Origin of the sequence: Aeromonas sp. sif0611, assembly GCF_019218845.1 — a bacterium.
GTDB classification, from domain to species: Bacteria; Pseudomonadota; Gammaproteobacteria; order Enterobacterales; family Aeromonadaceae; genus Aeromonas; species Aeromonas media.
Map to the genome: position 1 here is coordinate 178,378 of NZ_JAHUWU010000006.1, position 17,822 is coordinate 196,199.

General features: G+C 60.5%; 13 protein-coding genes and 7 tRNA genes. 13 read left to right on the forward strand and 7 right to left on the reverse strand.

Translation table 11 applies throughout. The annotated features are described in order from the left end of the window. Position 1 precedes the first annotated feature (1 nt). From KW824_RS15585 to KW824_RS15630, 10 genes are all read left to right on the forward strand, one after another. Positions 2 to 502 (forward strand): regulatory protein RecX, encoded by a 501-nt coding sequence (locus KW824_RS15585; RefSeq protein WP_218410295.1) that lies wholly within the window; start codon positions 2 to 4, stop codon positions 500 to 502. A 280-nt stretch (positions 503 to 782) separates the two neighbouring features. Further along, a complete protein-coding gene (alaS, locus tag KW824_RS15590; protein WP_218410268.1) occupies positions 783 to 3,407 on the forward strand; it encodes an alanine--tRNA ligase in 2,625 nt (874 codons plus the stop codon). Positions 3,408 to 3,423: 16 nt separating this feature from the next. Continuing rightward, the gene (locus KW824_RS15595) at positions 3,424 to 4,671 is read left to right on the forward strand and encodes an aspartate kinase (protein ID WP_005332431.1); all 1,248 of its coding nucleotides are present in this window, start codon (positions 3,424 to 3,426) and stop codon (positions 4,669 to 4,671) included. 93 nt (positions 4,672 to 4,764) lie between these two features. After that, complete coding sequence (csrA, locus tag KW824_RS15600; RefSeq protein ID WP_005315760.1) at positions 4,765 to 4,953, forward strand: carbon storage regulator CsrA; 189 nt, start codon at positions 4,765 to 4,767, stop codon at positions 4,951 to 4,953. 213 nt (positions 4,954 to 5,166) lie between these two features. Next, positions 5,167 to 5,259 (forward strand) — tRNA-Ser (locus tag KW824_RS15605). 4 nt (positions 5,260 to 5,263) lie between these two features. Next, positions 5,264 to 5,340 (forward strand) — tRNA-Arg (locus tag KW824_RS15610). A 98-nt stretch (positions 5,341 to 5,438) separates the two neighbouring features. Next, a tRNA-Arg gene (locus KW824_RS15615) sits at positions 5,439 to 5,515 on the forward strand. A 26-nt stretch (positions 5,516 to 5,541) separates the two neighbouring features. Beyond that, positions 5,542 to 5,618 (forward strand) — tRNA-Arg (locus KW824_RS15620). A gap of 25 nt (positions 5,619 to 5,643) precedes the next feature. Beyond that, positions 5,644 to 5,720, forward strand: a tRNA-Arg gene (locus KW824_RS15625). A gap of 25 nt (positions 5,721 to 5,745) precedes the next feature. Further along, positions 5,746 to 5,822, forward strand: a tRNA-Arg gene (locus tag KW824_RS15630). Between the two features lie 366 nt (positions 5,823 to 6,188). Here the strand turns inward: KW824_RS15630 and pbpG are convergent. From pbpG to pepA, 6 genes are all read right to left on the reverse strand, one after another. After that, positions 6,189 to 7,016, reverse strand: coding sequence for a D-alanyl-D-alanine endopeptidase (gene pbpG / locus KW824_RS15635; RefSeq protein WP_218410269.1), 828 nt, complete (start codon positions 7,014 to 7,016; stop codon positions 6,189 to 6,191). Between the two features lie 136 nt (positions 7,017 to 7,152). Then, positions 7,153 to 7,818 carry a DedA family protein gene (locus tag KW824_RS15640; RefSeq protein WP_005332433.1) on the reverse strand — a complete coding sequence of 222 codons (666 nt, stop codon included), beginning with the start codon at positions 7,816 to 7,818 and terminating at the stop codon, positions 7,153 to 7,155. An 18-nt stretch (positions 7,819 to 7,836) separates the two neighbouring features. Further along, entirely contained in the window at positions 7,837 to 9,129 is a 1,293-nt protein-coding gene (locus tag KW824_RS15645; protein ID WP_043128915.1) for a hemolysin family protein, read from the reverse strand. Between the two features lie 243 nt (positions 9,130 to 9,372). Beyond that, positions 9,373 to 12,225, reverse strand: a complete 2,853-nt coding sequence (locus tag KW824_RS15650) for a valine--tRNA ligase (RefSeq protein ID WP_218410270.1) — start codon at positions 12,223 to 12,225, stop codon at positions 9,373 to 9,375. A 65-nt stretch (positions 12,226 to 12,290) separates the two neighbouring features. After that, positions 12,291 to 12,746, reverse strand: coding sequence for a DNA polymerase III subunit chi (locus KW824_RS15655; protein WP_041206456.1), 456 nt, complete (start codon positions 12,744 to 12,746; stop codon positions 12,291 to 12,293). Between the two features lie 156 nt (positions 12,747 to 12,902). After that, positions 12,903 to 14,414: a leucyl aminopeptidase gene (gene pepA, locus KW824_RS15660; RefSeq protein WP_025325630.1), complete on the reverse strand. Its 1,512-nt coding sequence runs from the start codon at positions 14,412 to 14,414 to the stop codon at positions 12,903 to 12,905. A gap of 172 nt (positions 14,415 to 14,586) precedes the next feature. Between pepA and lptF the strand changes: the two genes are divergently transcribed. Next, on the forward strand, positions 14,587 to 15,699 hold the full coding sequence (lptF, locus tag KW824_RS15665) for an LPS export ABC transporter permease LptF (protein WP_005332438.1): 1,113 nt from the start codon (positions 14,587 to 14,589) through the stop codon (positions 15,697 to 15,699). Between the two features lie 25 nt (positions 15,700 to 15,724). After that, positions 15,725 to 16,795: an LPS export ABC transporter permease LptG gene (gene lptG, locus KW824_RS15670; RefSeq protein WP_041206454.1), complete on the forward strand. Its 1,071-nt coding sequence runs from the start codon at positions 15,725 to 15,727 to the stop codon at positions 16,793 to 16,795. Between the two features lie 83 nt (positions 16,796 to 16,878). Here the strand turns inward: lptG and KW824_RS15675 are convergent, their stop codons facing one another. Then, complete coding sequence (locus KW824_RS15675; RefSeq protein WP_218410271.1) at positions 16,879 to 17,397, reverse strand: RDD family protein; 519 nt, start codon at positions 17,395 to 17,397, stop codon at positions 16,879 to 16,881. 142 nt (positions 17,398 to 17,539) lie between these two features. Between KW824_RS15675 and KW824_RS15680 the strand changes: the two genes are divergently transcribed. Continuing rightward, positions 17,540 to 17,624 (forward strand) — tRNA-Leu (locus tag KW824_RS15680). The last annotated feature ends 198 nt before the right edge of the window (positions 17,625 to 17,822 follow it).

The window sequence follows — 17,822 nt, forward strand, 5'->3', positions numbered from 1 at the left end:
TATGGTCGATGAATCTTCCCCCGAACCCGTTGAACTCTCCTTTGAAGAACGGTTTGCTGCCGCCCGCGCCTTTGCCATGCGCAGTCTGGCTCGCCGCGAGAGCGCCGAGTCGGAGCTGGCCAAGCGGCTGCGGCTGCAGGGCTTCAATGAAGAGGTGATCGAGGCCGTTGTCGAGTATTGCCGTGGCTACAACTGGGTCAATGACGATCGGTACGGCTCCATGGCGGTGCGGGCCGGTGCGGCCAAGGGGCATGGTCCCATCAAGATCCGCTTCGATCTGCGCCGCAAGGGGCTGGATGATATGCAGATCGACGCCGCCTTTGACCAGCCCGAGCTGGACTGGTTCGAACTGGCGTTCGTCCTGCTCGAGCGGCGTGCCAGAGTCGCCGATCTCGGTGATTTCAAGCTGCGGATGAAATGGCTCAAGTATTTGCTTGGGCGGGGTTTTACCCAGGAGCAGGCGCGTTACGCCATCTCTGCCATGCAGCAGGGGGACGAATAACGGGCTGGTTCTGGCCATGGTGCTGCCAGGTGGCGTGATCCTCCGGCGCGTGAGATGGGAGGGGCATTTCCCCCGTTTTACCCTGCCCCTGAGGGCCATGGCGCCATGATCCGCCACCCAGCCGACTCCCCTTTCCGCCTGCGCTTGTCAGGTGTTCTGCTGCAGCCCCGTCCATTGGGGGCTTTTTCACCCGTGACGGGCCCGCGCGTTTTACTTTACCCCGCAGAAAACTTACATTATTGCGATTAAAAGTCCGTATCCGAATCAAGCAGGATTTTCCATGTATATGTCCACGTCAGAGTTACGCTCAGCGTTCCTCGAGTATTTCCGCTCTCAGGGGCACCAGGTTGTCTCCTCCAGCTCGCTGGTGCCGCACAACGATCCGACCTTGCTGTTCACCAACGCAGGGATGAACCAGTTCAAGGACGTGTTCCTTGGCGCAGACAAGCGTGGCTACAACCGTGCAACCACGGCCCAGCGTTGTGTACGGGCTGGCGGCAAGCACAATGACCTGGAAAACGTCGGCTATACCGCTCGTCACCACACCTTCTTCGAGATGCTGGGCAACTTCAGCTTCGGTGACTACTTCAAGCAGGACGCCATCCGTTTTGCCTGGGAATTCCTGACCGGTACCCTCAAGCTGCCCAAAGAGCGCCTGTTGGTAACCGTCTATGAAACGGACGACGAAGCTTTCAACATCTGGGCCAATGAGATCGGTGTGCCGGTCGAGCGCATCGTGCGCATCGGTGACAACAAAGGCGCTGCTTTTGCCTCCGATAACTTCTGGCAGATGGGTGATACCGGCCCGTGCGGCCCCTGCACCGAGATCTTCTACGACCACGGCGATCACATCCAGGGTGGCCCTCCCGGCTCACCGGAAGAAGACGGCGACCGTTTCATCGAGATCTGGAACGTGGTCTTCATGCAGTTCAACCGTCAGGCCGACGGCACCATGGAGCCGCTGCCCCGTCCTTCCGTGGACACCGGCATGGGTCTGGAGCGCATCTCCGCCATCATGCAGGGTGTGCACTCCAACTACGAGATCGACATCTTCCAGGCGCTGATCAAGAAGGCGGCCGAGATCGTCGGCACCGAGGATCTGAGCAACCAGTCCCTGCGCGTCATCGCCGACCACATCCGCTCCTGCGCCTTCCTGGTGGCTGACGGCGTCATGCCTTCCAACGAAGGCCGCGGCTATGTGCTGCGCCGCATCATCCGCCGCGCCGTGCGTCATGGCCGCAAGCTGGGGGCCACCGAGATCTTCTTCTACAAGCTGGCTGCCGAACTGGCGGTGCAGATGAAGGACGTGGCTGCCGAACTCATCGCCCAGCTGCCGCTGGTCGAGCGCGTGCTGCGCATCGAGGAGGAACAGTTCGTCCGCACCCTGGACCGCGGCCTGCTGCTGCTGGAAGACGTGCTGGCGAACCTCGGCGATGCCAAGGTCATTCCGGGCGAGGTGGTGTTCAAGCTGTATGACACCTATGGCTTCCCGGCGGATCTCACCGCCGACGTGGTACGCGAGCGCGAGATCGGTATCGACGAGGAAGGCTTCAAGGCCGAGATGGAGAAGCAGCGCGCCCGTGCCAAGGAAGCCTCCAGCTTCGGGGTGAACTACAACGAGGTGTTGAAACTCGATTTCGAAACCCCATTTACCGGTTACAAGCAGCTCAGCGAAAAGACGACTGTGGTCGGCATCTACAAGGATGGCGTCGAGGTGAATGGTCTCATCGCCGGCGAAGAGGCTGTGGTGGTGTTGGCGGAGACCCCCTTCTACGCCGAATCCGGTGGTCAGGTGGGCGACAGTGGCATTCTGAAAGTGGATGACGGCATCTTCGCCGTGACCGATACCCAGAAAGCTGGCAAGGCCATCATTCACAAAGGTTATCTGGAACTGGGCACCCTGGAGAAGGGCGCCGAGGTGGAAGCCGTGGTCGATGGCGAGCGCCGTCAGGCCATCGCCCTGAACCACTCGGTCACTCACCTGCTGCACGCAGCCCTGCGCCAGGCGTTGGGGGACCATGTGACCCAGAAGGGTTCCCTGGTCGGTGCGGAGCGTATGCGTTTCGACTTCTCCCACTTCGAAGGCCTGACCATGGCGACCATTCGCCGGGTCGAGGAGCTGGTCAATGCCCAGATCCGTGCCAACCACGATGTCAGCACCGAGCTGATGGATCTGGAGGCCGCCAAGTCCGCCGGCGCCATGGCCCTGTTTGGTGAGAAATATGAGGATGATGTCCGCGTCGTGCGTATGGGGGATTACTCCACCGAGCTGTGCGGCGGTACTCATGCCAAGCGCACCGGCGACATCGGCTTCTTCAAGATCATCGCCGAGAGCGGCATCGCCGCAGGGGTACGTCGTATCGAAGCGGTCACCGGCAAAGGTGCCATCGATTTCATGCACCAGCTGGGCGAGCAGATCGAAGAGGCGGCAGCTCTGGTGAAGGGGGATCAGTTCTCCATCGCCGACAAGGTTCGCCAGATGATGGACAAGGCAAAGCTGATGGAGCGCGAGCTGGAACAGCTCAAGGCCAAGCTGGCGGCTCAGGCCGGCAGCGACCTGCTGGGTCAGGTGATCGAGATCAATGGCCAGAAGGTGCTGATTGCTGCGCTGGAAGGTGCCGATCCCAAGTCCCTGCGCGGCATGCTGGACGAGTTGAAGAATCAGATGAAGTCCGGTGTCGTGCTGCTGGCAACCAGCAGCGAGGACAAGGTCAACCTGATCGCCGGTGTGACCAACGATCTGACCGCCAAGGTGAAGGCCGGTGAGCTGGTCAATCTGGTGGCCCAGCAGGTGGGTGGCAAGGGTGGTGGTCGTCCTGACATGGCGCAGGCGGGTGGTACCCAACCTGCTGCGGTGCCGGCGGCCCTGCAATCCGTTCACTCCTGGCTGGAAGAGCGCCTGTAAACGGGCGAGGTGATCTGTGGCACTCTATGTACAGAAGTACGGCGGCACCTCGGTCGGCACGCTGGAGCGGATCGAGGCGGTGGCTGATCGCGTTCAGCTGAGCCGCGCCCAGGGGCATGATGTGGTGGTGGTCGTCTCCGCCATGTCGGGCGAAACAAACCGGTTGCTGGGCATGGCCCAGCAGCTGGATCCGGATGCCAACCGGCGCGAGATGGATGTGCTGGTCTCGACCGGTGAACAGGTCACCATAGCGCTGCTGGCCATCGCGTTGAACAAACGGGGTTGTCCTGCGGTCTCAATGACCGGTGATCAGGTTCGTATCCACACTGATTCCGCCCATGGCAAGGCGCGCATCACCCAGATCGACACCGAGCAGGTTCAGGCCGAGCTGGGTGCGGGCAAGGTGGTGGTGATCGCCGGCTTTCAGGGCCGTGATGAGCACAACGCCATCACCACCCTGGGGCGAGGTGGTTCGGACACCACGGCGGTTGCAGTGGCGGCCGCCATCAAGGCCGATGAATGCCAGATCTTTACCGATGTGGATGGGGTCTATACCACGGATCCGCGCATCGAGCCCAAGGCACGCCGCCTCTCCACCATCACCTTCGAGGAGATGCTGGAGATGGCGAGCCTGGGGGCCAAGGTGCTGCAGATCCGTTCGGTGGAGTTCGCGGGCAAGTACCGCGTACCGCTGCGGGTGCTGTCGAGTTTTGTCGACGGAGAGGGAACCTTAATCACATATGGAGGTGAGAGGATGGAAGCACCCCTGGTATCCGGCATTGCGTTCAACCGCAACGAGGCCAGCCTGACCATTCTGGGTGTGCCGGACAGGCCTACGGTGGCCGCGCAGATCCTGAATCCGATCAGCGACGCCAACATAGATGTCGACATGATAGTGCAGAACACCATGGGGGATGGCACCGCCGACTTCACCTTCACGGTGAATCGCGATGACTATCGCCGGGCCCGCGCCCTGCTGGAGGAGACCGCCACCCTGTTGGGGGCCGCCTGTGTGCAGGGTAACGGGGAGATCGCCAAGGTCTCCATCGTCGGGGTCGGCATGTGGAATCATCCCGGCGTCGCGCGCACCATGTTCAAGGTATTGGGCGAGGAGGGGATCAACATGCAGTTGATCTCCACTTCTGAAATCAAGATATCCGTGGTGATTGACGAGAAGTACCTGGAGCTGGCCGTGCGTTCGTTGCACTCAGCGTTCGGGCTGGATAATGAGCCTCATGAGCAGCCCTTGGGGAACAATCCCTGATTGATTTAGTTTCAACCATTTACCATATCGGTATCTTTGTAAGATAATGGCGCATATCGATATAAATACAAAACAGGATACAGGAGCAAGCGAATGCTTATTTTGACTCGTCGTGTAGGGGAAACCCTGATGATCGGTGACGAAGTGACTGTCACCGTACTGGGCGTTAAGGGTAACCAGGTTCGTATTGGTGTGAACGCACCTAAAGAGGTCTCCGTACACCGCGAAGAGATCTACATGCGGATACAGGCCGAGAAAGTACCGGGCCAACCGAATTTCTAAGCCATTCCATTGGCAGCCTCAAGGCGACATCTCAGGTGTCGCCTTTTGTTTTTCCGGGCTTTGCAAATCACCTTGCAGGGCACGAAACCAGGGGGTAAGTGTCGATATTGCTTGAATATTCCACGCTTTGACCAAATGCTGAGCGAACACGCTGTTTTCTCCAAAAAAGTGTTTGACTAAAAATCCCTGTGAAGTATTATCAGCCCCGCAAACGGAGAGGTGGCCGAGAGGCTGAAGGCGCTCCCCTGCTAAGGGAGTATGCGGCTTATACCCGCATCGGGGGTTCGAATCCCCCCTTCTCCGCCATTTTGCGCCCGTAGCTCAGCTGGATAGAGTACCTGGCTACGAACCAGGTGGTCAGAGGTTCGAATCCTCTCGGGCGCACCATATTAGACTCACGATGAGTCATGTATCGACCGTCAGCAGGTCGGTACGCTAGAAAAGGCTTACTGTTGAGTAAGCTTTTTTTATCGCTTTAAATCAGGGCGCCCGTAGCTCAGCTGGATAGAGTACCTGGCTACGAACCAGGTGGTCAGAGGTTCGAATCCTCTCGGGCGCACCATTTAAAGTGAAATCAAAGATTTATGAGCGCCCGTAGCTCAGCTGGATAGAGTACCTGGCTACGAACCAGGTGGTCAGAGGTTCGAATCCTCTCGGGCGCACCATTTTAGCAGTATCAAGAGTTTGTGAGCGCCCGTAGCTCAGCTGGATAGAGTACCTGGCTACGAACCAGGTGGTCAGAGGTTCGAATCCTCTCGGGCGCACCATTTTAGCAGTACCAAAAGTTGATGAGCGCCCGTAGCTCAGCTGGATAGAGTACCTGGCTACGAACCAGGTGGTCAGAGGTTCGAATCCTCTCGGGCGCACCATACAGACAGCCTCGACATTAGTCGGGGCTGTTTTTTTTATGGGCGGCATTCCCCCGGTCGTGGGGCTATGCTGCCCTGATGGCGATCGATGTGTCGCCGCATTGAACGACGCTGCTATTCCCGCCACACCGCTCTCCGTCGTCGCCCTATATTCCCTCTGCTTCCAATCAGACCCTGCCACTCGGCGTCTTGTCACCCCCTATGTCACCTTCAGTCACTCACTGGCGCTGCTGCAGGCACGCTCTGTGCTCGTTGGCACCAATGGGCCCAGGCTCTGGACGTTGAGCGCCCTGGCGGCCGAGAGCAGCCTTTGACGGGCAAACAAAAAGGATGCCTAGGCATCCTTTCTTGTCTTCGTGGAGAGGGTCAGCTTTTCAGCCATTTGCGAATGCGGTTCGCATCGCCGATGGGGGTGCGTTTGCCCACTGAGTTGAGCAGCACGATGGCGAGCTCCTGCTGGTCCGGCTTGGCACGCATCAGCAGGCAGCGCCCCGCCTCGTCGGTGTAGCCGGTCTTGGAGAGGCGCACGTCCCAGTCCGGGTTCTTCACCAGGGGGTTGGTGTTGTTGAACATCAGGCTGTAGGCGGGCGTGCTGAAGCGCATCTCCTTGTTGGTGTCCTGAGTGAACTGGCGGATAAGCGGCTGACGATAGGCGGCGGCGATGAGCTTGGCGAGATCCCGGGCGGTGGATACGTTGCGGGTCGACAGGCCGGTGGAGTCGTAGAAACGGCTGTTGCGCATGCCGAGCTGCCTGGCCTTGTTGTTCATGGCGCGAATGAAAGCCGAGCGGCCACCCGGATAGTGGCGGCCGAGGGCAGAGGCCATGCGATTCTCGGAGGACATCAGCGCCAGATGCAGGGCGTCACGGCGGGTCACCTTGGTGCCCATGCGCACCCGGGAGTAGGTGTGCTTGAGGTTGTCCCTGTCGTTCTGATCTATGGTCAGGGTCTGATTCAGGTTCTGGCGGGCATCCAGCACCACCAGGGCTGTCATCAGCTTGGTGAGGGAGGCGATGGGGCGCACCTGGGCAGGGTTTTTCTGGTAGAGGGTCTTGCCCGTGTTGATGTCCATCACCAGGGCACTGCCCGATTTCAGTTGCAGCTTGGCCGGGTTGGGCGCCGCCAGGGCTGCCTGCGATCCGAGCAGTCCCATCAATCCACATACCAGCGCGATTGCGCGAATCCGACACCCCATACAACCGACTCCATCCACAGCGAAAAAAGGCGCTAGATTCACTCATTTTTGCCCTCGCTTTACAAGAGCGGGAGGGCGGAATTCACCACTATTTCCATAAAAAAGGGCCGCCTGCCGGCGACCCCTGTGATTTGTCTCAATCCCTTGAGACGTGGACCTTGCGTTTGCTCAGCCAGCGCCAGACCAGCGCTATCAAGCCGCCCACCAGCAGCACCAGCGGCAGGCAGAGGATGATGCTGAGGAACTGGGACTCATACTGCGCGGCCAGCTTGGTGTGACTCAGGTAGTAACCCAGCCCGACCAGGGGGCAGATCCACATGATGGAGCTGATGAGGTTCACCACCAGGAAGCGACCCTGGGGTATCTCGTTGGCGCCGACGATGTAGGGGTAGGCGGTGCGCACGAAGGCGATGTAGCGGGCGGTGATCAGGGTGATGATGCCGTACTTGTTGAGCAGGTAGTGCACCTTCTCCTTGTGCTTCTCGTCCAGATGGGACATCAGCCTGTGGTACATCTGGGTGTGGCCGAGGAAGCGCCCCTGCATGTAACCGAGCCAGGTGCCGAAGAAGGTCGCCAGGATCAGCAGCGGGATGACTGCGAGCGGCAGTACCCCCTGATAGATGAGCACGCCGGTCAGGATCAGCAGGGTGTCACCGGGCAGGAAGGCGGTCGGGATGAAGCCATTTTCCAGCACCAGGAAGGTCAGCAGGACTATGTAGACCATGAAGACCATCTTGGGGTCGGACAGGGTCGCCAGATCCTGATGAATGAAGGCGTGAGCCAGGTGGTAAAACTGCTCCATACATGCAAACTCCGCAGGTTAGCTGGGTTGGTCGGTCAAGGGCATGGCAAGCACCTTGTCGATGCGCAGGCCGTCCATATCCACGATTTCCAGTTGCCACTGTTCCAGGGTGACCAGGTCTCCGGTCTGGGGAAGGCGGCCAAGGAGCAGCATGATAAGCCCTCCGAGGGTGTGATAGTGATGTTTTTCTTCTTCCGGCAGGCGAACCAGCTCCAGACAGTCCTTCAATTCCGGCAGCGGGATCAGGCCGTCGAGCAGCCAACTGCCATCGGCACGCTGGAAGGCCCAGTTGTTCTCCCCGTCTTCCTGCTGGAAGTCGCCCGCCAGGGTCTCCAGCAGATCCTGCTGGGTGACCAGCCCCTGCAGCTCGCCATATTCGTCCACCACCAGCACCATGTGTTCGGCGTGGGCGCGGAAGTGGTTGAGCAGCTCCAGGCCGTTGAGGGTCTCCGGCAGCAGGCTGCCATCCTGGGTCAGGGCCGCCAGATCGATGGGCTCCCCCTTGATGTAGGCGTGTAGCACCTTGCTGACGTTGAGGATGCCCACCAGGTCAGAGAGGCTGCCGTCACAGACCGGGAAGAAGCTGTGGCGATACTCCACCAGTCGCTGCAGGTTGGTCTCCAGCGGCAGGGAGAGATCCAGATAGCGGATGTCGCTGCGGGGCACCATCAGGGAGGAGAGGCTGCGCTCGTCGAGGCGGAACACATTCCGCAACATAGTGTGTTCGTGATCCTCGATGATGCCGGCCTCTGAGCCCTCTACCAGGATGGCGTGGATCTCCTCCTGGGTGACGTTGTTGCTGCTGCTCTGATCGACTCGCAGCAGGCGCAGGCTGGCGTTGGTGGAGGCGGACAGCAGCCAGACGAAAGGACGGGTGAGGGTCGCCAGCCACAGCATGGGGCGTGCCACCAGGCAGGCGATGCGCTCGGCATTGAGCTGGCCGAGGCGTTTGGGCACCAGTTCCCCCACCACGATGGAGAGGTAGGTCACCAGCACCACGACGATGACGGTGGCGAACAGGCTGCTGCTCTTGGGGGAGAGACCCCACTCCTGCAGCCAGAGGGCGAAGGGTTGGGCCAGCAGTGACTCACCGTAGATACCGTTGAGCAGGCCTATGCTGGTGATGCCGATCTGGACGGCGGAGAGGAAATGGGTCGGATCCTCCCCCAGCTTGAGGGCGATGGCGGCAGAGCGGCTCCCCTCGCTTGCCATCTTGCTGAGACGGGCCTTGCGTGCGGTGACGATGGCGATTTCCGACATGGCGAAGACGCCATTGAGCAAAATCAATCCAAACAGGATCAATATTTCCATACTGCAGCAGCACTCCCGGTAGAAAAGATCGCTGGCAGTGTAATGAATTTGTGGGCGATGCGCTTGTGAAAGGAGGTGATGTGGCTCGTGAATTTTTCAATTCAACGTTGGGTTGCGGGGCATCCGTCCATCACGGACTCGTCGTCATCCAGACATCGGGATGATAGCCGCGGGTTTGCCATCCGGGGGCGGAAAATGAAAAGCCCCCGGTGGACGGGGGCTTTTGGGACTGGCGAGGGGCACTTAGAGGGCGGCGATCTCGGCCTGCTGGGCCTCAAGCTTGGTCAGCTGGAGGCGGTAATCTTCCAGCTTCTCGCGCTCCTTGGCGATGACGGCATCCGGTGCCTTGGCGACGAAGGCCTCGTTGCCGAGTTTGCCTTCGATACGGCCGCATTCACCCACCAGACGGGCCACCTCTTTGGCCAGACGGGCCAGTTCGGCATCCTTGTCGATGAGACCCGCCATGGGGATCATCAGCTCGGTAGCACCGATCAGCTTCTTCACCGACAGGGGGGCGACTTCATCGTCCGCCAGCACGCGGATAGATTCCAGACGAGCCAGGGACTTGAGGAAGGCCTCGTTGTCACCGGCGCGCCGGGCGTCCTTTCCATCGCACTTGAGCAGCACGTTCAGGGCTACGCTCGGAGCCACGTTCATCTCGGCGCGGATGTTGCGGATGCCGACGATAAACTCCTTCACCCACTCCTGATCCGCCATGGCGGCGTCGTCTACCTTGGCGGCATCGAACTCCGGGAAAGCCTGAATCATGATGGTGTCGGCGTGCACGCCGGTCAGCGGAGCCACCGACTTCCAGATGGTCTCGGTGATGAAGGGGATGATGGGGTGCGCCAGACGCAGCAGGGTCTCCAGCACAGTGACCAGGGTGTGACGGGTGGCGCGCTGCTCGGCCTCTGAGCCCTTGCCCAGCACCGGCTTGGTCAGCTCCAGATACCAGTCGCAGAACTGGTTCCAGATAAATTCGTACAGCACGCCGGCCGCGATATCGAAGCGATAGGTATCGAGCGCGGTGCGGAAGTCGCGGATGGCGACCTGCAGCTGGGACTGGATCCAGCGATCCGCCAGGCTGAACTGCATCTCGCCGCCGTGCAGGCCGCAGTCCTGATCTTCGGTGTTCATCAGCACATAACGGGAGGCGTTCCACAGCTTGTTGCAGAAGTTGTTGTAGCCGTCCAGGCGCTTCATGTCCCAGTTGATGTCACGACCGGTAGAGGCCAGCGCCGCCAGGGTGAAGCGCAGGGCGTCGGTGCCGTGGGCCTCGATCCCTTCCGGGAACTGCTTGGCGGTGCGCTTGCCAATCTTCTCGGCCATCTGCGGCTGCATCATGTTGCCGGTGCGCTTCTCCAGCAGATCTTCCAGGGAGATGCCGTCGATCATGTCGAGGGGGTCCAGCACGTTGCCCTTGGACTTGGACATCTTCTGGCCTTCTTCGTCACGGATAAGGCCCGTGATGTAGACGGTTTTGAACGGGACTTGCGGCTGACCGTTTTCGTCCTTGATGAAGTGCATGGTCATCATGATCATCCGGGCAATCCAGAAGAAGATGATGTCGAAGCCGCTCATCAGCACGTCGGTCGGGTGGAAGGTCTTGAGCGCCTCGGTGTTGTTTGGCCAGCCCAGAGTGGAGAAGGTCCACAGGGCGGAGCTGAACCAGGTGTCGAGCACGTCTTCGTCCTGACGCAGGGTGGTTACGGACGGGATGCTGTGCTTGGCACGCACTTCCGCCTCGTCACGGCCCACGTAGACGTTGCCGGCATCGTCATACCAGGCCGGGATGCGGTGACCCCACCACAGCTGACGGGAGACGCACCAGTCCTGAATGTCGCGCATCCAGGAGAAGTACATGTTTTCGTACTGTTTCGGCACGAACTGGATACGGCCATCTTCCACCGCCTCGATGGCGGTCTTGGCCATCGGTGCCACGCGCACATACCACTGGTCGGTCAGCATCGGCTCGATGGGCACGCCGCCGCGATCGCCGTAGGGCTGTTGCAGCACGTGATCCTTGATCTCGGCCAAGAGGCCCAGCTCGTCCAGCTTGGCGACAATCGCCTTGCGGGCGGCGAAGCGCTCCATGCCGGCAAACTCGCTCGGCAGGGCGGCGTCATAGGCGGTGCTGGGGTTGCCGTTGGTATCGACCACTTCGGCCTCGGCACGCACGTGGGCGTCTAGGGTGAAGATGTTGATCATTGGCAGGTTGTGGCGCTTGCCCACTTCGTTGTCGTTGAAGTCGTGGGCCGGGGTGATCTTCACGCAGCCGGTGCCCTTCTCCATATCGGCGTGTTCATCGGCGACGATGGGGATCAGGCGGTTCACCAGTGGCAGCAGAATGTGCTGGCCGATCAGCGCCTTGTAGCGCGGGTCTTCCGGGTTCACGGCGACGGCGGTGTCACCCAGCATGGTCTCCGGACGGGTGGTGGCGACGATCAGGTGATCCTGGCCCTCGGCTGTCTTGGCGCCGTTGGCCAGGGGGTAGCGCAGGTGCCACATGTGGCCCTTGATCTCGCGGTTTTCCACTTCCAGATCGGAGATGGCGGTGTTGAGCTTGGGATCCCAGTTCACCAGGCGCTTGCCGCGGTACATCAGGCCATCTTCGTAGAGACGGACGAACACTTCTTGGACGGCGGCGGAGAGACCCTCATCCATGGTGAAGCGCTCGCGCTCCCAGTCCACGGAGTCGCCCAGGCGGCGCATCTGGCGGGTGATGGTGCCACCGGACTCTTCCTTCCACTGCCAGATCTTGTCGATGAAGGCTTCACGGCCGTAATCGTGACGGGTCTTGCCCTCTTCGGCGGCGATCTTGCGCTCAACCACCATCTGGGTGGCGATACCGGCGTGGTCGGTACCCGCCTGCCACAGGGTGTTCTTGCCCTGCATGCGGTTGTAGCGGATCAGGGTATCCATCAGGGTCTGCTGGAAGGCGTGACCCATGTGCAGGCTGCCGGTGACGTTCGGCGGCGGGATCATGATGCAGAAGGAGTCTTTGCTGGTGTCGCCGTGGGGCTTGAAGTAACCCTGGGCTTCCCAGTGCTGATAGAGCGCCTGTTCGATGGCGTTGTGATTAAAAGTCTTTTCCATGGTCTCGCCGTATTCTGGATGGATGGAGTCTGGTGTTGAGTCGTCGTGGATCGAGGGTGGCGCAGTCAGGGCTGCGCCGGATCCGGTGCGGCAAGGACGGGCTGATCCCTCATCTCGAGGGCATGGCCCGCCTGGCGATAGTGCTTGTAGCGCTCGCGGGCTTGCTGCTTTTGCGTTTCGTCAGTGGGGACAAAATCTACCACTTGAGCGAAGTGTCCTGCAAACAAAGGTGTCTGCTCGGCCAGGTTGATGAGGCGGGCATAGCGCCGCTTCGGTGGCTGATGGCCTATCTCCACCGGGGCCTGGCCGCTCTCCCCCTGCAACTGGTGCGGCACGAAACGATCCGGCGGCAGTTGCCACAGCAGCTCGTCCAGGCGCAGGGCCTGGGCCTCGTCGTTGCAAAACAGATAGAGGTGGCCAGCACTCCAGCCATCGGCCGCCAGCTGGCAGGCGAGGCGTTCGACCGCAGACGCCTGAGCGTCGTCAGGCTCACTCATCAGGTAAAAGGTCACTTGGCTCATCAGGTTGGTCCCGTTTGGCTGTGACGGACAGCGATTGGCCGTCTGCGGGGCGCCGTGCCAGGCACGGTCTTCCCGGATTCTCTCAATGAAACAAGGAAGAGGCGAGCCTCTTCCTTGTGGTACCACTCCCCTGATGCGGGCATCTGAAGAGAGGGGTTACTCCTTCTCTTCGACGTCCGCCACGCCTGCCCGATTGAGCAGGAACTGGGTCAGCAGCGGCACGGGGCGACCGGTGGAGCCTTTATCCTTGCCGCTCTTCCAGGCGGTCCCTGCGATATCCAGGTGGGCCCAGTTGTACTTCTTGGTGAAGCGCGACAGGAAGGCGGCGGCGGTGATGGTGCCGGCCGGGCGGCCCCCGATGTTGGCCATGTCCGCGAACGGACTCTCCAACTGCTCCTGATACTCGTCGAACAGCGGCAGGCGCCAAGCGCGATCGCCGGCCTGCTCGGAGGCGTTCAGCAGCTCGTGGGCCAAGGGGTTGTGGTTGGCCAGCAGGCCCGAGGTGTGGTGACCCAGGGCGATGATGCAGGCGCCGGTCAGGGTCGCCACATCGATCACGGTTTCGGGATCGTAGCGGTCCACATAGGTGAGGGCATCGCACAGCACCAGGCGACCCTCGGCGTCGGTGTTGAGCACCTCGACGGTCTGGCCGGACATGGTGGTGAGGATGTCACCCGGGCGATAGGCGTTGCCACCCGGCATGTTCTCGCAGCCTGCCAGCACGCCGATGACGTTGATGGGCAGCTGCAACTGGGCCAGGGCGTGCATGGTGCCGAGCACGGAGGCGGCGCCGCCCATGTCGTACTTCATCTCGTCCATGCCGTCCGCCGGCTTGATGGAGATGCCGCCAGAATCGAAGGTCAGCCCCTTGCCCACCAGCACGATGGGCTTGGCGTCGGCGTTGCCCTTGTATTCGATGATGGCCATCATGGCTTCGTTCTCGGAGCCGCGGGCCACCGCCAGGTAGGAGTTCATGCCAAGTTCGGCCATCTCTTGCTCGCCGATCACCTTGGTGGTGATGTTGTCATAGGCATCCGCCAGACGGCGGGCCTGGGAGGCGAGGTAGGCCGGGTTGCAGACGTTGGGCGGCATGTTCGCCACGTCGCGGCAGATGCGTACCCCTTTCGCCACGGCCAGGCCGTGGGTGATGGCGCGCTCGCCTATGGTCAGTTCCCGACGCGTCGGCACGTTGAATACCAGCTTGCGCAGCGGACGGCGCGGTTCGGCCTTGTTGGTCTTGAATTGATCGAAGCTGTAGAGGCCCGCCTTGGTGGTTTCCACCGCCTGGCGCACCTTCCAATAGGTATCCCGGCCCTTGACGTGCAGCTCGGTCAGGAAGCAGACCGCTTCCATGGACCCGGTCTCGTTCAGGGTGGTGATGGTCTTGTTGATGATCTGCTTGTACTGGCGTTCGTCGAGTTCCCGCTCCTTGCCGCACCCGACCAGCAGCACGCGCTCGCTGAGCACGCCCGGTACTTGATGCAGCAACAGCATCTGGCCTGGTTTGCCTTCCAGATCGCCGCGGCGCAGCAGCGAGCTGAGGTAGCCGTCGCTGATCTTGTCCAGCTGTTCGGCAACCGGAGAGAGGCGGCGAGGCTCAAAAACGCCGACCACGACGCAGGCGCTGCGTTGCTTCTCAGGACTGCCACTCTTTACACTGAACTCCATGGAATCTCCTACATCCTAAAGACAAAAGGCACCATTTATTGAATAATGCGGTGCTTGTTGGGGTATCAGAGGCGGAGCGAACAGCCACAGGCTCCGCAGTTCAAACTGGTAAAAATCCAATATAGGGCCCTATTTTTCAGGCATTCGACTAAAAACACAAGTTTACTTGGGAATGACTGTGATCGTTTTCCGATATTTGTTCAGGGAGACCCTGAAAACCCAGCTGGCGGTGCTGTTCGTACTGCTGCTTATCTTCGTCAGCCAGCAATTTATCCAGATCATCGGCGATGCTGCCGATGGTGAGGTGCCGACGCGCCTGGTTTCCACCCTGCTGCTGCTCAACCTGCCGAATATGGCCCTGTTGATGCTGCCTATCAGTCTGTTTTTAGCCATTCTGTTTGCTCACGGTCGTTTGTATGCGGAAAGCGAGATGACGGTGATGCATGCGGTAGGCTTCAGCCACCGCTTCGTGATGGGCAGTGCCCTGCTGCTGGCTCTGCTGACAGCAGCCGTCGCCGCATTCAATACCGGCTGGATCGCCCCCCAGGCCAAGGAGCGCGAGTATCAGGTGATCGATGAGTTCAAGGCCGATCCTGGCATCTCCTTCCTGCAGGCCGGCCGTTTCATGGAGCTCGACAAGGGGCGCCTGGTTGCCTACATCCAGGATCTGAACGACAAGGGATCCGAGTTGCAGAAGATCTTCGTGCTGCAGCGTGCCGAAGGGAGTTCGCCCCCTTCCGTGGTGGTGGCCAACGAGGGACAGGTGACCGCCGACAGCAATGGCCTGCAATGGCTGACTCTGAAGGACGGTTCCCGCTATGAAGGTCAGTTCACCGGCAAGCAGTTCCAGGTCTCCGAGTTCAGCGAATACAGCCTGGTGATCCGTCAGCAGGAGATGGAGCGCTCCAACCGCAAGGCGGCGGCCAAGCCGACCATGGCGCTGCTGGGTACCCAGGACAATCAGCTGATGGCCGAGCTGCAGTGGCGTCTGTCGCTGCCCTTCTCCATCCTGGTGCTCACTGTTCTGGTGGTGCCGCTGGCCCGGGTCAACCCCCGCCAGGGGCGTTACGCCAAGCTGTTGCCGGCCATCCTGCTCTATCTCTCCTATTTCCTGCTGCTCAGTGCCGCCCGTTCAGCCATCGACAGCGGGCGTCTGCCTCACTGGCCAGGCATGTTCCTGGTGCCGCTGGTCTATCTGCTGCTGATCGGGGTGCCGCTCAACCTGCAGGGCACCAGCTGGTGGAACGGGGTCAAGGGCCACTTTTTCAAAGGCAAATCAGCATGATGCTGCAACATAGGAGTTTCTGTTGATGTTCGGCATTCTCGATAGATACATCGGCAGGGTCATCTTCATGTCGATCCTGCTGTGTGAACTGACCCTGGTCGGGCTAGCGGCGCTCATCAAATATGTGGAGCAGTTGAAAGCCGTGGGGGAGGGCAACTACGACATGCTCAACGCCCTCTATTTCGTGCTGCTCTCCATGCCCAAGGAGGCGGTGCTGTTCTTCCCCCTGGCGGCCCTGCTGGGTGGCCTCATCGGCCTGGGTCAGCTCGCCACCAGCTCCGAGCTGGTGGTGATGCAGGCATCGGGTCGCTCCAAGATCAGCATCGTGATGGCTGCGCTCAAGACGGCGATCCCCCTGATGCTGCTGGTAGGTCTTATGGGCGAGTACGTCGCCCCGGCCGCCAAGCGGATGGCAGATGACATCAAGGCGGGTGCCATGTCGGAAGGGCGACTCACCGTCTCGGCCTACGGTGTCTGGGCGCGGGATGGCAACAACTTCGTCAATATCAACGGGGTGCGCAACGACGGCGCCCTGACCGGTATCACCCTGTATCGTTTTACTCCGTCCCGAGCCTTGATCGACGTGGTCCAGGCGCAGGAAGGGGTGTTCGAGCAGCATCACTGGCTGCTCAAGCAGGTGCACATCACCCGCTTCGACGATCCCAAGCAGATCCTGGACGAGAAACATGCCCAGATGCAGTGGCAGTCCGAGCTGACTCCCAAGCAGCTGGGGGTGGTGAGCATTGATCCCGAAAACCTGCCCATCTCGGGACTGCGGGATTACATCGGCTATCTGGACGCCAACAAGCAGGACGCAGGACGCTACAAGCTGGAGATGTGGCGCAAGCTGCTGTCGCCGCTGTCGGTGGTGGCCATGATACTGCTTGCGTCTTCCTTCATTTTCGGCCCGCTGCGCTCGGTGAGCATGGGGGCCAGGATGCTGATGGGGATCATGACCGGCTTCGCTGTCTATGTGAGCGATCGGGTATTCGGCCCGGTCAGCCTGGTGTATGCGGTACCGCCCATCCTGGCTGCCATTGCACCCAGCCTGCTGTTTGGTGGCATCTCCTTCTATATCCTGAGCCGCAAGCAGTGACACTGGCTGTGGGGTGAGACGACAAGAAACAAGAAGGGCACCCAGTGGGTGCCCTTCTTGTTTCTCATCTCGTACTCGGTGGGTCACTTGTTCAGCTGCTCCAGGTTCTCCTGCTTGCTCAGCACCACCACTTCACATTCGGCCCAGATGTCCTGGAAGGCGCGGGGCCGTGCACGATTGAACACGCACATCAGGTTGCCGAGACCGAAGGCCGAGGTCGCGAGCCGGATCAGGGCCTGGGTGATGCGAATGTTGCTGCCGTCCAGATTCTGGATGCGCAGGCGCCAGGCGCGCATACCTATGGTCTGGCCAGCGCGGGTCCAGAACCAGGTGTAGAAACCGCAGATCACCAGGGCGAGCCAGGCGCTGTAGAGGGGACTTGTCAGCAGCCAGGCCGCATCCTTGCCCTCGGGCACGGTCGCCATGCCGGTGGCCAGCAGCAGTTGCGCCACCCCCATGCCGATGAAACCGGCGATGATCAGCAAGGCGATGACCACCAGGTAGTCATAGAGCAGGGCACCCAGGCGCCGCAGCAGCCCGGCCGAAGGGTGCAGGTGCTGGGGGGGAGGCTGGAGAGAGGAGGGGGTCTTGCGCTTGGCCATGATGATTATTCCATTAATATGATGCGGGCATTCTATGTAACTGGCCGAACATCGGCAAGGCGTTGAATAATTGAGCAAACGGTGGCCGTGCAAGAAAAACACCTTGCATGCCAAAACGCCATTCGTATAATCCCTCGCAGTTGCCCGGGTGGCGAAATCGGTAGACGCAGCGGATTCAAAATCCGCCGTTGCAAGACGTGTCGGTTCGAGTCCGACCCCGGGCACCATCAACTAATTCAATGACAAAAGGCCATCCTCGCGGATGGCCTTTTGTTTTTCAGCACTCGCGGCCCCTCAATCGATGCTCTGGCCGAACCGTCACAGCACGCTTGAGAGGTCGTAGGGACAGCACTCCTTCATGTGCCACGGCTGGGTGGCGATCTCCGTGACCCTGATGCCGTAACGGGGGTGATCTGGCTTTCCTC